At 58.4% G+C, this 13,304-nt stretch carries 8 protein-coding genes and 2 rRNA genes (1 of these 10 running past the window's edge); 1 reads left to right on the forward strand and 9 read right to left on the reverse strand.

Features of this window, described 5'->3' with window-relative positions; translation table 11 throughout:
- The first annotated feature begins 222 nt into the window (after positions 1-222).
- Positions 223-807 (forward strand): OmpH/Skp family outer membrane protein, encoded by a 585-nt coding sequence (locus ACZ5DH_RS10670; RefSeq protein ID WP_464254266.1) that lies wholly within the window; start codon positions 223-225, stop codon positions 805-807.
- Positions 808-1,164: 357 nt separating this feature from the next.
- Here ACZ5DH_RS10670 and fliW read toward each other — a convergent pair whose 3' ends face one another.
- The 9 genes from fliW to ACZ5DH_RS10715 all read right to left on the reverse strand — a co-directional run.
- On the reverse strand, positions 1,165-1,665 hold the full coding sequence (gene fliW, locus ACZ5DH_RS10675) for a flagellar assembly protein FliW (RefSeq protein WP_464254267.1): 501 nt from the start codon (positions 1,663-1,665) through the stop codon (positions 1,165-1,167).
- Complete coding sequence (gene csrA, locus ACZ5DH_RS10680; protein ID WP_012625619.1) at positions 1,644-1,880, reverse strand: carbon storage regulator CsrA; 237 nt, start codon at positions 1,878-1,880, stop codon at positions 1,644-1,646. The genes fliW and csrA overlap by 22 nt, the downstream gene beginning before the upstream one ends.
- A gap of 12 nt (positions 1,881-1,892) precedes the next feature.
- Entirely contained in the window at positions 1,893-3,440 is a 1,548-nt protein-coding gene (locus ACZ5DH_RS10685) for a flagellin N-terminal helical domain-containing protein (protein WP_464254268.1), read from the reverse strand.
- Positions 3,441-3,448: 8 nt separating this feature from the next.
- Positions 3,449-5,596 carry a flagellar hook-associated protein FlgK gene (flgK, locus tag ACZ5DH_RS10690; protein WP_464254269.1) on the reverse strand — a complete coding sequence of 716 codons (2,148 nt, stop codon included), beginning with the start codon at positions 5,594-5,596 and terminating at the stop codon, positions 3,449-3,451.
- A 3-nt stretch (positions 5,597-5,599) separates the two neighbouring features.
- Complete coding sequence (gene flgN / locus ACZ5DH_RS10695) at positions 5,600-6,067, reverse strand: flagellar export chaperone FlgN (RefSeq protein ID WP_464254270.1); 468 nt, start codon at positions 6,065-6,067, stop codon at positions 5,600-5,602.
- Positions 6,068-6,175: 108 nt separating this feature from the next.
- Positions 6,176-7,969 (reverse strand): rod-binding protein, encoded by a 1,794-nt coding sequence (locus tag ACZ5DH_RS10700; protein WP_464254271.1) that lies wholly within the window; start codon positions 7,967-7,969, stop codon positions 6,176-6,178.
- Positions 7,970-9,082, reverse strand: a complete 1,113-nt coding sequence (locus tag ACZ5DH_RS10705; RefSeq protein ID WP_291301725.1) for a flagellar basal body P-ring protein FlgI — start codon at positions 9,080-9,082, stop codon at positions 7,970-7,972. It lies immediately after the preceding gene.
- A 2,014-nt stretch (positions 9,083-11,096) separates the two neighbouring features.
- A 5S ribosomal RNA gene (gene rrf / locus ACZ5DH_RS10710) occupies positions 11,097-11,211 on the reverse strand.
- A 46-nt stretch (positions 11,212-11,257) separates the two neighbouring features.
- A 23S ribosomal RNA gene (locus tag ACZ5DH_RS10715) occupies positions 11,258-13,304 on the reverse strand; it runs 886 nt beyond the window's last position.

The following is a 13,304-nucleotide window of genomic DNA, read 5'->3' on the forward strand; positions in this document are numbered from 1 at the left end:
TCCTGCTTCAAAAAAAGATCGCGCCTTGCCAAACGAAACAACTGCGCGTTTCCACGAGGCTCTTTAACCAGTAACGCAAAACAGACCAGAACCATCCGGCGCGGGGCGGCTTACGCCGCCCCGCCTGCATTTGCAAACAGCACAAGCGCCACACAGCTTGCGCGGCCGTTCACGCCCTGCCCTTCCTGGGGTGTGGACGGCTTTTTTCGTCAAGGTAACGGTATGAAAAAACAAATTCGTTTTACAGCCCTGGGGCTGCTCTGCATTTTTTTGACAGGATGCCTTAATTTCGATGATCCGCCCAAGGTCGGAGTGGTGGATGTAGATCGTATTTTGCGCGAATCCCGTGCGGCCCAGGCCGCAGTCAGGCACCTTGATGCCGCCCGCCAGCGTCTGGACGCAGGGTGGAACGAACTGCAAAAAATGCACGCCGCCACGCCGCCAGCAGAGCGGGAACAGACGCTGGCGCAGGGCCTGAACACCCTGCGCCGCCAGATGGCGTTGGAAGAAGCGGCGGCCAGGCAGGTAGTTGTAAACCATATGCTGACAGAAGTGGCCCGCTGGCGTGAAAGCACCAAGGCGCAAATGGTGCTGCCTCGCAACGGAATGCTGGACGCCGCCCCCGGCACGGATATTACCGTAACCATCATGAATGCCATGAACCAGCATGACCCCGCATTCGCAAGTCTGCCCACAGTGCATGTGGAAGGCAGCAACAACGGCGCGGACAAAACTTCGGACGACGCCGCTCCTTCCGGCAAACAGCCCCGGTCTGCGGTAACAGGGCCAGTGCCCGCCAAACGATAATTTCCTTTCGGAGCAATAGCGCATTTTAACTTTGAAAAAGTGTAAATACTCTAACGCTGCACGAAAGCGCGACGCGCCACAACGTGGCGTGGATTCAGCCGCAAATCGCATTTTTCGGCTGGATGAAAACTTTGAAATGCTTCACATTTCAAAGTTAATCTGCTCTAGTCGGAGCAACGGTCGGAGCAACGTATAGAGGTGTCCCCTTTTGCAAAAGGGTCCCTCCCCCACAAGGTATTTCAACGTGGCAACGCCCTGAAGCCGCCCTTTCCAACAAATCAAGGCCCCTTTTTCAGTCATTGAAAAAGGGGCCTTGCAAAGCCGGAACAATTCTTGCCGACCAGGGCAAAAGCACAGCTACTCCGCCGGGGCGGCCCCGCTCTCTTCCGCGGGCGATTCGTCATCCACGGGTTTAAGGCTGTGCATGTATATCTGTTGCGGGCCATCGCCGCACTGCGGCACCTGAAGTCCCAGGCGGGCCTGGGAATTGATGACAATGGGCCCGGCCATGTTGAGCACGGCCGCCTCTGGCTGCCCGGCAGGAATGGAAACCGTCACCAGCACGGCTGTTTCTTCCAGATCCGCAATTTGCAGAAGCTGCTTTTCGGCCTCGCCTATGGCTGGGGCATACGCTGTCTTGTCCATAAAGCTGTAAGGATCAGCCACCAGCAAGCCAACCACGGGGTTGCTTGTACTCTGCAAAATAAGCAGAGGAGCCTCGGGGCGGATTTGCAGCAAAATGAAATCTCTTTCATTTTCAAATCCGGCCAGACCGCGTGGAAAATGCACAACCTTTTCAGCATCGACACTACGCCGGCCAAGGCGGGTTTCGATCTCTATTTCTTTGTTTCGTGCCATAATTCAGCAGCCACCATAAGGTCGTTGTTACTGGTTTCAAGAGCGCGGCGGTTTTCTTCCACAACCCGCTTGTACACTTCTTCGCGGTAAACGGTGGTGTCGCCCGGCACTTCCAGGCCAAGTTTGACCTGTTTGCCCTGCATACCCAGAACGGTTATGCGTATGTTTTCGCCGAGATAAAGGCTTTCACCTGGGCGACGCGTCAGTATCAGCATAAGTGCTACCTATTATAAGTACTTGGCAAGGCTCATTTGCATAATCATCGATGAAGACTGAAGCACCGTCTGGTACGTCAACTGCTGCCGCGTGAGCTTGGCCAACAGATCGGTAAGATCGATGTCCTCGGTATAGCTTAATCGTTCTTCCTGGTCTACCTTTTGAAAGCTCAGCACGTCCTGCGCCATACTGACGCGGTTTTCAAGGCCGCCGATGCGGGCCACCTGACTGAGAATATTCTGCTGCGCCGATTCAATGGCGGCCAGACTTTTCTGGCAGCCTTCCTGGTTGTTGTTCTCACAGTAGGAAATGAAGTCGCCTACCACCTCAAACAGGTTGGCATCACCCTGGATGGCCGGCTGGCCCTGGTAGTAGCCGCCGAAAATATCCTTGCCCACATTATTGACGGCAATATACGTGCCCTTCATGATTTCCAGGTTCAGGTTGGCGCGCGAGGGATGGATAAGCACCTGCGTGCCCTTGTCTATGACGGTGGACGCGGCCGGAGGAGGCCCTACGGTGTCCAGGTCCATATAGCCGCCGGGCACGGGCAGGCGCACTTTGCCGCCGCCCGCAGTCTGCGCCGTGGCCGTTACCCAGGTGCTGCCGCTGTCCAGACTGTATGAGTAGGTAAAGGGCGTGCCCGTGGTGGACAAATCCACACTCGGATCCGCATCCATACGTACGAGAACATTGTTGCCAAAAGCGCCGCTGGCCGATGTTATCAATCCTGCGGGGCCGCCCATGACGGTCATCTCCGGCGGAGGATCGTTGTCGTCGCCCTGATACACGGCCGTGGGGCGAATGTACACGAGCGTGCCGTTATTGGCCCCGGCCCCCAGACTTGTGTCCGCAGCGCTGACGGCCATGTTCTGCTTCATGGTGATGGTCACGCCGTCGGCCACCACGGTACTGCTGCCGGCGGTCACGGTTGCGTTTGTCCAGGTTGTGCCGCCGTCCTTGGACCAGCGGTAGTCCAGCGCGTCAACGCCAAGCGTGCCGCTGCTGGTAAACTGCACCATCATGGAGGTATTGCTTGCGCCCTCAATGGTGTAGTTTCCCTTGCTGATCTCGCTGTTCCAGTTGGTGTCCCAACTGGTCAGGCCAAGGCTCTGCTCGTAGGCGTTCCGGTCATAGCGCTGCCCCGCAAAAATACTCTTGTCGTTGAACTGGGTATTGGACAGGTTGAGAATCTGGCCAAAAATCTCCTTGGCTTCCGCGGCGATGAGCGTGCGCTGGTTGGCCGTGGTTCCTGTGGCTGCCTGTTCCATCAGGCTTTTGAGCTTGGTCAGGGTTGTGCTCAACTGTGTGCCCAGAACATCGTCAGCCAGATTGAGCCACCCTTCGGCCGTATCGCAATTGGACTGGTACTGCTTGGTGTCGCTGATGTCATCCCTGGTCATGAGCACACGATAGGTTCCCGCGGGATCGTCAGAGGGGCGGTTGATCTTTTTTTGCGTGGAGCCCTGCTCGTTGCTTTCCATATAGGCAGAAAGGTTCTTCTGCATCTGGCTCACCATGGTATTGTACATGGAGCTTTGAGTAACTCGAATGGCCATGACAGCTCCTATTGCTTGAGGCCCAGCAGGGTTTGCAGCATCTGGTCGGCGGTTGTGATAAGCTTGGCCGCCGCCGTATAGGAATGCTGATACTTGATGAGGTTGGACATTTCTTCGTCCAGGTTCACCCCTGTTACGGAAGTTACGCGGTCTTGGAGATCCGTGGTCAGGGAGGTGTGATACTCCGAATTGGTTTTGGAGAGCCGCCTGTCCGCGCCCACTGTGGTTACCAGCGTGGCGTAGTATTCGCCGAGGCTCTGGTTGGACACGGTTTTCCAGGTGGTCGAAATGGTCACGTCCTTGGTGGCGAGCGCCCCAATGGCCGTTGCCGTTGATCCGTCGCCCTTGTTGGCCTGGTTCTGCCCGTTGACGGCCCCGGCGGCGATGAGGTTGACGTTGGTGTGCAGCTGGCTGTTGACGGCCATGTTGGACGCGCTGTCGCCCGTAAAAAAGGAATTGATGCCCAGAGCGGCCAGAAGCCCCGTGCTGTCCACGCCCATGGCGAACTTGACATTGCTGGCCGGATTGGACTCGATGAGCAGCTTGCCGTCCTGAATGCTGGCCTTGAGCATGTTGACGCCCGGCGCGCTGCTGTCGGGGAAGCTGCTGTTAATGACGTCGCACACGTCCTGAAGCGTATGCACGGTCGGGTCAAAATTCACCGTGCCGGGAGGCGTGATGGAGCTGAAATCCAGCGAATTTGTGCCGGAAGCCGTCGGCCGGAAGTCGCCAGTGGTCTGGTCGTAAAAATAGATATTGAGATTGCCGCTCTGGAGCTTGTCGGCATACGGCAGGATGCTCTGGGCCGAACCAAGGGGCTGCTGGGCGCTCTGCACCTGCTGTGTGCCCTGGGCATAGGTCAGCAGTTCCGTGCCGGTTCCCTGGCTGTGCAGGCGGTTGACTTCCCAGATAAGAGAAGAGGCTACGGCGTCCAGCTCATCAAGATAGCGGCCGCAGTTGTCATCGCGCACGGTATAGTAGGCGGTCAGCTTGCCGCCGGTGACGCGGTTCTTGTTTTCCGAACCGTCAAAATACGTCTGCGGCGTGACGTTCTGGGGGCCGCGTGTGGGCTCTATCCAGTACAGGCCGCTCTTGGGCATGATGTTGAACTTGTCGCCAGCGGTAAAATTGTTCTCTTCGGTAAAGGATATCTTGAGATTCTTGACCTGTACGGGGTCTACCTTGCCATCGCCGTCAACGTCGGTGATATCATAGTGCAGCTCTTTGCCGCTCTCGTCACGCAGCCACGTTTTGCCGCCGTCCAGCGACACGCGAAAGCTCGGCGGCGGCGTGTCGCCGACGTTGCCGCCATTGAGAATCTCAACGGTGTACTCGTGGCTGTCAGACCCCTGAAATTCCACGTTGCCCGTGTACGCCGAGCCGACCGTAAGATTGCTTTCGGCGCGCGGCCCCATGACCTTGAGTTCGTTGACGTTCTGCCCCTGCACCAGCGGCTGCCCGGTGGTGAGCTGCACGGTGAAGTTGCCCTTGCCGTTGTCGACGGTTTCCACATCCACAAGCGTGGCCAGCTCGCGCACCATCTGGTCGCGCTGGTCAAGCAGGGCGTTGGGATTGCTCACTCCATCAACGGTGTTGCTCGTGATCTGCCTGTTAAGGTCGGCAATGCCCTTGGCCAGGGTGTTGATACGGTCCACCGACTGGTTGATGGACACGTCCATTTCGCTCTGAACGGCCTTGAGGCTTGCCGTTGTGCTGCTGAACATGTCGCTCAGGTTGTCGGCATAGGAAAGCAGGCTCTGACGATAGGCATTATTGTCCGGAAGCTTGGTAAGATCTTGCCATCCCTTGAAAAAAGCATTCATGGATGAGCTTATGCCCGACCGGTTGGACTCGTTGAACAGGTTTTCAACAGAGCTGAGCACGGTATCCTGCTCTGTCCAGCGGGAAGAATTGGTGGACTGCCTCACATAGGAACGTTCAAGAAACGCGTCGAAAAAGCGTAGTATCTGCTGGGCATTGACGCCCATGCTCTCGCCGCCGGGCTTGGCGGTAATGGTGCCCGCGTCGCGCTGATCCACATAGCGACGGGCATAGCCCGGAGTGTCGGCATTGGCGATGTTGCTGCCAGTGACGGATATCCATGCCTGGGACGCATTGAGCGCCGTTTGACCCATGTTAAGCAGACCGCTAAGCATGACTTAGAGCCTCCCTGAGATAAGCGCGGCTTCGGGGTGGCCGTGAGAGCGCATACCGCCCCGGCGGCCGTAGGTTTCTGCCTTGGGCGGCATGACCTGGCTTGTCAGCGCCACAAGAGTGCGGCTGCTCTGGTCCAGCAGGGCCAGAGAAAGCTGGCTGTTGCGCGTGGCCTGACGGGCGGCTTCCTGCTCGGCCCTGTCTATGACGGTCAGCATATCCAGCAGCGCACCGCCTTGGGACTGGGGAAGCGTCGCGACGTATTCCTTGACGCGCACGCCCGCCAGGGCCTTCATGACCGTGGCCTTTTCCGCCGCCAACTGGCGGATAAGCTCCTGAATGGAAAACTCCAGCGCCACTACGGCGTCCGTATTATGGCCAAGAAGCGTTTGATACTCTTCTTCCATAAGTTCACACAGCAGGGTGAGGGCCTTGCTTTGCCGGATCAGGGATGTATGGACTGTCGTGTACATGATAAACCTCGCTGGGCGGCCTGTGGCTTATGGCCCGCAGGCAGAATCTGCCGCCCCGTCCCGAATAAAGCAATTTCCGTGCCCGGACGGAAAGGGAAAGGCCTGCCGTCAACGCCGCAGATCCATGGCCGTCAGGGGCGGAATGCCATAGCCCCCTGCGGGCTGGGCCAACTGCGGAGCCTGCACGCCTTGCAGCGTCGCCGGCGTTACGGATTCGGCAGGCGTTGCGGGCTGCCCTGCCCGGGTCTGCGTCGGGGCCTGCAGCGGCTGTATGGTAGCTGGCGCCTGCGGCTGCCCCGGTGCGGCCTGAAGCGACTGCCCGGCCTGCTGCGCATGATAGGCAGCCAGGCCCGCTCCCGCGCGGCTGTTGGGGCCAACGGCGTCCACACTGCGGTTGCGCAGCATATCGCTTGCTGAAGTCATGCGCTGACCGGGCGGCACATTGGTGGTGTACCGCACCTTCTGGATATGCGGCTGTTGCGCGGCCTCATGGCCGGCGGCAGCGGGCTGCCCCGGCAATGGCGCGCCCATGCCGGACTGCACCGCCTGTTGCGGCGCCTGCTGTGATGCCTGGTGCGGCCCCAGTTGCGGCCCCTGCTGCGGCCCTGACGCGTTTTCAACCGCGAGGTTGTGCAGAATGTCGTTGGCTGAAGTCTTGCGCTGGCCGGGCGGCACATTGGTGGTGTACCGCACCTTCTGGATATGCGGCTCCTGCGCGGCTTCCTGCCCGGCGGGCGTGGCCGGTCCGGGCGTTATGACGCCGCCTGTGGGCTGGGAGGCCTGCTGCGGGCGCGGCACAGGAATGCCCGCCTGCATGGCCCCCTGCATACCGGCCTGCGCGCCGGGGACGCCAGAAGCCTGCCCGGAGGTTTGCGCGAAAGTCTGCCCATGCTCCTGGCCGGGCTGCATGGCTGCCTGTATGGCGGCGGGCGTGCCCATGCTCTGCGCCATGCGCATCTGCGTATCCAGCGCCTGAGTGGCCTGCTGCGCCTGCGCCGCCTGCCGGGATTGCGCCGTTTGGGCCGACTGCCCGTTTCCGGCGGCGTTGTAGGCAGGCCCGTTAAGGTGCGTACGCGGCAGCACCGCGCGCGCGCCCAGCTTGCTGCCCGCCTCAAACTGTGCGGCGCGGGCCATGTTCAGACCCGTATTCATATTGGGAACGCGCTGTTCCTCCTGCTTCGCGGCGGCTTCCTTACGCGCCCGCAGGGCGGCCAGGGCCTGCTCCACTTCGGGCGGAGCAACCACAAGAGGCGGCTGGGACGCGGGCTGCCCCGCTGCGGCGAGCGCGGCCTGGGCAGAGCCCGTGCCGGCGGGCAGCACCTGAATCTGCATGGATTCGCCCATATCCTGCACCGGAGCGATGCCGTCATACACGGAAGGGATGGGCACTCTGCCGCGCATGGCGGTGTGTCCAGCTCCGCTCTGGGCGCTGTTCTGCCCGTCGGCCAGGCTGGTCGCCTCTCCATCCTGCGGCATTACCGAGGCAACCTGCGGCACAAAACCCGACGCAGCACCTGCTCTGGCCGAGGCCGTACCGCGACTGGCCGAAACGAGATTGCGCGAAAGCTGGGCATACATCATGTCCGCCAGACCAATACCCCCGGCCGCCGTCATGGACTTGGCCAGTTCCTGATCATACATGCTTTGCCAGTACTGTTCTTCACGGCCCTGAAGCATGTTGGTCTTGGGCAGGGTATTGCGCATTTCCTGCCACATTTTCTGGATAAATATGGATTCAAAGCCTTCGCAGGCTTCGCGCAGCTTTTTTTCCTTGTCCGCTTCCGTCATTTTTTTGCCGTTGAGGTTACCCACGCCAGCCAGACGGGACTGGAACTCGCGGCGGGACACTTCAGCCCCGCCGGCTTCATGCGGCACAAGCCCTGTGGTAAGAGGCGAGGTCATTTATATTACCTCCAGCTCCGCCAGCAGCGCACCGGAAACCTGCATGGTGCGCAGGATGGAAATAAGGTCGCGCGGGGTGGCCCCGATGGAGTTCAGGCCGTCCACCAGTTCCTGAAGGGTCGCTCCCTCGACAATAACCAGATGGCGGTTTTCTTCGCGCACATTGGTTTCCGTCGTGGGGGTCACCACAGTCTGCCCCTGCGAGAAGGGGCCGGGCTGCGACACCTGCTGCCCTTCCTGCACGGTTATCTGCAAGTTGCCGTGAGCAACGGCGGCGCGCATGATGCGCACGTCGCGTCCGAGCACGACGGTGCCCGTCTTTTCGTCCACCACCACCTTGGCGGAGGTGTCCGGGCTGACGTCAAGATTTTCGATGGAAGCCATGAGGGGAACCATGTTGTTCCGGTACTGGGCGGGGATATCCATAGTGATGGACATGTCATCGACAGCACGGGCAAAGGGACCGCCCATGGCGCCGTTGACGCGCTCGGCCACCTGCTGCGCGGTGCTGAAGTCAGCGGTGCGCAGGTGCAGGGTGAGCTTGTCCTGCTGATTGAACTCAAAGGGGATGCCGCGTTCGACAATGCCGCCGCCGGGAATGATGCCCACGGTGCTGATGTTTTTACTGACGCTGGCCGCCTTGCCCTGGCTGGAAAAACCGCCCACGGTCAGTGAACCCTGAGCCAGGGTATATATCTTGCCGTCCACGCCCTTGAGGGCCGTTTGCAGCAGCACGCCGCCAAGAAGGGATGTGGCATCGCCCACGGAAGACACGGTAACGTCAAGGCGCGTGCCCGGCTTGGCCGACACCGGCATACGGGCCGTCACCATGACCGAGGCCACGTTCTTGGTTTTGAGCGCCGAAGAATCCACGCCAATGCCCATGCGGTCCATCATGTTTTTCATGGAACTCATGGTGAAGACCGAGTCTTTCTTGTCGCCCGTGCCCGCCAGACCCACCACCAGGCCATAGCCTATGAGCTGGTTGTCACGAACCCCGGAAAAGTTGGCAATATCCTTGATGCGCACGGCCTGCGCCGGAAGAACCATGCTGATCAGCAGGGCCGCTGTGAATATCCACAGGACGGGATTGCGCAAGATTGTCAATTTCATGGCACTGACTCCTTGCCGGAATACCGGCACAGCTTGCTTTGCAGAATCCGTGCCGGACATGATGTTTATGATGGGGAGCGCCTCACGTGGGGGTTGGGAGGCTGTGCCGAGGTTGGGGGCTGTGGTAAGCGTCGAGTCCTGTTTACTCTTGCGGTTTGGGCTGTCGCCTGATTGAACAGCATGCGCCCTGCGGGCACGGGAGCTTTTTTTTGTGTGTTGTTTGGGCCGCCTGCGCGGCGGGCGGCAAGGGGGGCCGGTTATGGGGCTGCGCCCCCTTCTCGGCCCCCCTTGCATCCCCCCCGAAGCCCCCCCGTCCTACCCTGATCAACGAATACCTTTTTCGGAGGCGGCTATGCACGAACCTCGCCGACGTGTCGGCTTCGGTTCTTTATGACGCCGCCCCCGGCGACAGGCCCTCCCTGCCTGAAAAACTGCACTGGCTTGAGTGCGTTGTTGCGTGACAGCACTTTTGGGTTCAGTACGCCGGGCTTATTAGCACCTTGGGGACAACGTACGCGGAAAACATCTTGAGAATAGAAAGTATTTATTATGAGGCGCGAAAAACAACAGAAACCGTGCTGTTCTCCGCCACAAAGTGCTGCATACTGATCCCAAAGACTAGACCAAAAGCCAGCCTCACCGCTATCGAGTGCCTGCCCCAAACAATCGACCGCCATTCTTGAGACTTCCTGCAATCAACCAGACGCCTCCCCGGCCTCCCATTCAACACGAACGCGGACGCTGGCATTGCGCGGCGCGGAGGGAGATCGCCGAGCGCAGCGAGGAAGCTCCCGCAGCAAGTGCCGCGCAGCCCTCGCCGGGTGACGGAATATGGAAAGCTCCAGGGGGTTGTCCGGGGGGAGTGCAGAGGGGGCCTCGGAGGGGCGCAGCCCCTAACAGGCCCCCTCTGCCGCCCGCCGCGCAGGCGGCCCAAATGAGGGACATTGGAAATAGCATGGAATAAGGCTGCCTTGAGCGAAAATAGCTGAAAATCGAGTGAGGCAGACAGCCGAAACAATGTGCAATGAAGCGAAACAGCGGCAGGAGCAGAGCCTCGGGAGTAAAGCAGGGCAGCAGCGCCAACAGCAGCAGAAGAAGAAGAAGTAACTCCGGCGCTGTCACGCCTCTTGCAGCGCGACATGTTTGTGGTGTGTCGCTCGCAAGGCCCGCGCCAGCGCCTTATTCAATTTAGGTTCAAGAAAAACAGAAAGATGGCTGCGGGCAATCCAGCCTCAGGGGGCAACCTGCAGCCAACAGCCAAGGCATCAGTCCGGAGAGAGAAGGAAAACTTTGCTACAGAACGACAAAAAGCCCTTCGCTGCTAAAGCGCGAAGGGCTTTTTAAAAGATGTTGTCATAGATACGGCTGCACGCCGTTTAAACGTGAGCCCGTCAACCAATCGGTTGCTGGCATTGCGCGGCGCGGAGGGAGATCGCCGAGCGCAGCGAGGAAGCTCCCGCAGCAGGTGCCGCGCAGCCCTCGCCGGGTGACGGGATATGGAAAGCTCCAGGGGGTTGTCCGGGGGGAGTGCAGAGGGGGCCTCGGAGGGGCGCAGCCCCTAACAGGCCCCCTCTGCCGCCCGCCGCGCAGGCGGCCCAAATGAGGGGCATTGGAAATAGCATGGAATAAGGCTGCCTTGAGCGAAAATAGCTGAAAATCGAGTGAGTCAGACAGCCGAAACAATGTGCAATGAGGCGAAACAGCAGCAGGAGCAGAGCCTCGGGAGTAAAGCAGGGCAGCAGCGCCAACAGCAGCAGAAGAAGAAGAAGTAACTCCGGCGCTGTCACGCCTCTTGCAGCGCGACATGTTTGTGGTGTGTCGCTCGCAAGGCCCGCGCCAGCGCCTTATTCAATTTAGGTTCAAGAAAAACAGAAAGATGGCTGCGGGCAATCCAGCCTCAGGGGGCAAACTGCAACCAACACAGCCAAGGACATCAGTCCGGAGAGAAGGAACACTTTGCCACAGAACGACAAAAAGCCCTTCGCGCTTTAGCAGCGAAGGGCTTTTTAAAAGATGTTGGCAGCGGTCTACTTTCCCACATGACGTTATGCAGTATCATCGACGATGGAGAGCTTAACTTCCAAGTTCGGAATGGGATTGGGTGTACCCTCTCCTCCATGGCTACCAACAAAGTTGTCAAATATTTAATTGACAGGGAAGGAAGGAGTTTTTTTCATAAACAAGCCGCACGGGCTATTAGTACTGGTCAGCTCCGCATCTCGCGACGCTTCCACCTCCAGCCTATCAACGAGGTAGTCTACCTCGGCCCTTCAGGGATTGCTCCAGGGAGAACTTATCTTAAGGCAGGCTTCCCGCTTAGATGCTTTCAGCGGTTATCCCTTCCGCACATAGCTACCCTGCTGTGCCGTTGGCACGACAACAGGTCCACCAGGGGTGCGTCCATCCCGGTCCTCTCGTACTAGGGACAGGCCCTTTCAATTCTCCAGCGCCCACAGAAGATAGGGACCAAACTGTCTCACGACGTTTTAAACCCAGCTCGCGTACCACTTTAAACGGCGAACAGCCGTACCCTTGGGACCTGCTTCAGCCCCAGGATGTGATGAGCCGACATCGAGGTGCCAAACCGCATCGTCGATGTGAACTCTTGGATGCGATCAGCCTGTTATCCCCGGCGTACCTTTTATCCAATGAGCGATGGCCCTTCCATTCGGGACCACCGGATCACTAACACCTACTTTCGTACCTGCTCGAGATGTCTCTCTTGCAGTCAAGCTCCCTTATGCGTTTGCACTCGACGGCTGGTTTCCAATCAGCCTGAGGGAACCTTTGCATGCCTCCGTTACACTTTAGGAGGCGACCGCCCCAGTCAAACTACCCACCAGACACTGTTCCCTCACCGGATAACGGTAGAGGGTTAGGGACCTGAAAAAACAAGGGTGGTATTTCAACAATGACTCCCTCCATACTAGCGTACAGAGTTCACAGTCTCCCACCTATCCTACACATGCAGTTCCAAATCCCAATGTCAAGCTATAGTAAAGGTGCACAGGGTCTTTCCGTCTTTCTGCGGGTACACGGCATTTTCACCGCGACTTCAATTTCACCGAGTCTCTGGCCGAGACAGTGTGGAGATCGTTACGCCATTCGTGCAGGTCGGAACTTACCCGACAAGGAATTTCGCTACCTTAGGACCGTTATAGTTACGGCCGCCGTTTACCGGGGCTTCAATTCAAAGCTTCGCTTGCGCTGACCTCTCCTTTTAACCTTCCGGCACCGGGCAGGCGTCAGTCCGTATACGTCGTCTTTAGGACTTCGCACAGACCTATGTTTTTAGTAAACAGTCGCCACCACCATTTCACTGCGGCTCCCTCAGGCTCATTAAGTGAATCAATTTCACCCGAAGGAGCACCCCTTCTTCCGAAGGTACGGGGTTATTTTGCCGAGTTCCTTGGCCAGAGTTCTCTCGAGCGCCTTGGATTATTCATCCCACCCACCTGAGTTGGTTTTCGGTACGGTTTGCATGTTCTATACTTAGAAGCTTTTCTAGGCAGTAGAGGCTCAACGGCTTCAGACCTTACGGTCACGGACTCGCGTCTCGGCGTAAAGAAGTGCGGATTTGCCTGCACCTCACGCCTACCTGCTTGCACCGGGTAATCCAACACCCGGACCGTCTACCTTCCTGCGTCCCTCCATCGCGCGAACATACAAGTACGTGAATATTAACACGTTTCCCATCAACTACGCCTTTCAGCCTCGCCTTAGGGACCGACTAACCCTGGGAAGATTACCTTTACCCAGGAAACCTTGGGTTTACGGCGAACGGGTTTTTCACCCGTTTTATCGTTACTCATGTCAGCATAATCACTTCTCCACAGTCCAGCATGCTTTACAACACACCTTCTGCCCGTGAAGAACGCTCCCCTACCAGACCGCATACGCGGAATTCAAAGCTTCGGTACTATGCTTAGCCCCGTTACATTTTCGGCGCAACGTCATTAGACCAGTGAGCTATTACGCTTTCTTTAAACGATGGCTGCTTCTAAGCCAACGTCCTGGGTGTCTCTACAACGTCACCACCTTAACCACTGAGCATAGATTTGGAGACCTTAGCTGTTGATCTGGGCTCTTACCCTCTCGACAATGGACCTTAGCACCCACTGTCTGACTCCCATGGTACATCTGACCGGCATTCTGAGTTTGAAAGAGTTTGGTAATCTGGTAGGACCCCTAGCTCTGTCAGTGCTTTACCTCCGGTAGACAA

The sequence above is a fragment of the Desulfovibrio simplex genome, from assembly GCF_055387835.1.

What these genes read in the sequence shown, in the direction of transcription:
- ACZ5DH_RS10700 (WP_464254271.1), bottom strand. Translation starts at nt 7,969, where the DNA reads ATGACCTCGCCTCTTACCACAGGGCTTGTGCCGCATGAAGCCGGCGGG.
- ACZ5DH_RS10670 (WP_464254266.1), top strand. Translation starts at nt 223, where the DNA reads ATGAAAAAACAAATTCGTTTTACAGCCCTGGGGCTGCTCTGCATTTTT.
- ACZ5DH_RS10685 (WP_464254268.1), bottom strand. Translation starts at nt 3,440, where the DNA reads ATGGCCATTCGAGTTACTCAAAGCTCCATGTACAATACCATGGTGAGC.
- ACZ5DH_RS10705 (WP_291301725.1), bottom strand. Translation starts at nt 9,082, where the DNA reads ATGAAATTGACAATCTTGCGCAATCCCGTCCTGTGGATATTCACAGCG.
- csrA (WP_012625619.1), bottom strand. Translation starts at nt 1,880, where the DNA reads ATGCTGATACTGACGCGTCGCCCAGGTGAAAGCCTTTATCTCGGCGAA.
- fliW (WP_464254267.1), bottom strand. Translation starts at nt 1,665, where the DNA reads ATGGCACGAAACAAAGAAATAGAGATCGAAACCCGCCTTGGCCGGCGT.
- flgK (WP_464254269.1), bottom strand. Translation starts at nt 5,596, where the DNA reads ATGCTTAGCGGTCTGCTTAACATGGGTCAAACGGCGCTCAATGCGTCC.
- flgN (WP_464254270.1), bottom strand. Translation starts at nt 6,067, where the DNA reads ATGTACACGACAGTCCATACATCCCTGATCCGGCAAAGCAAGGCCCTC.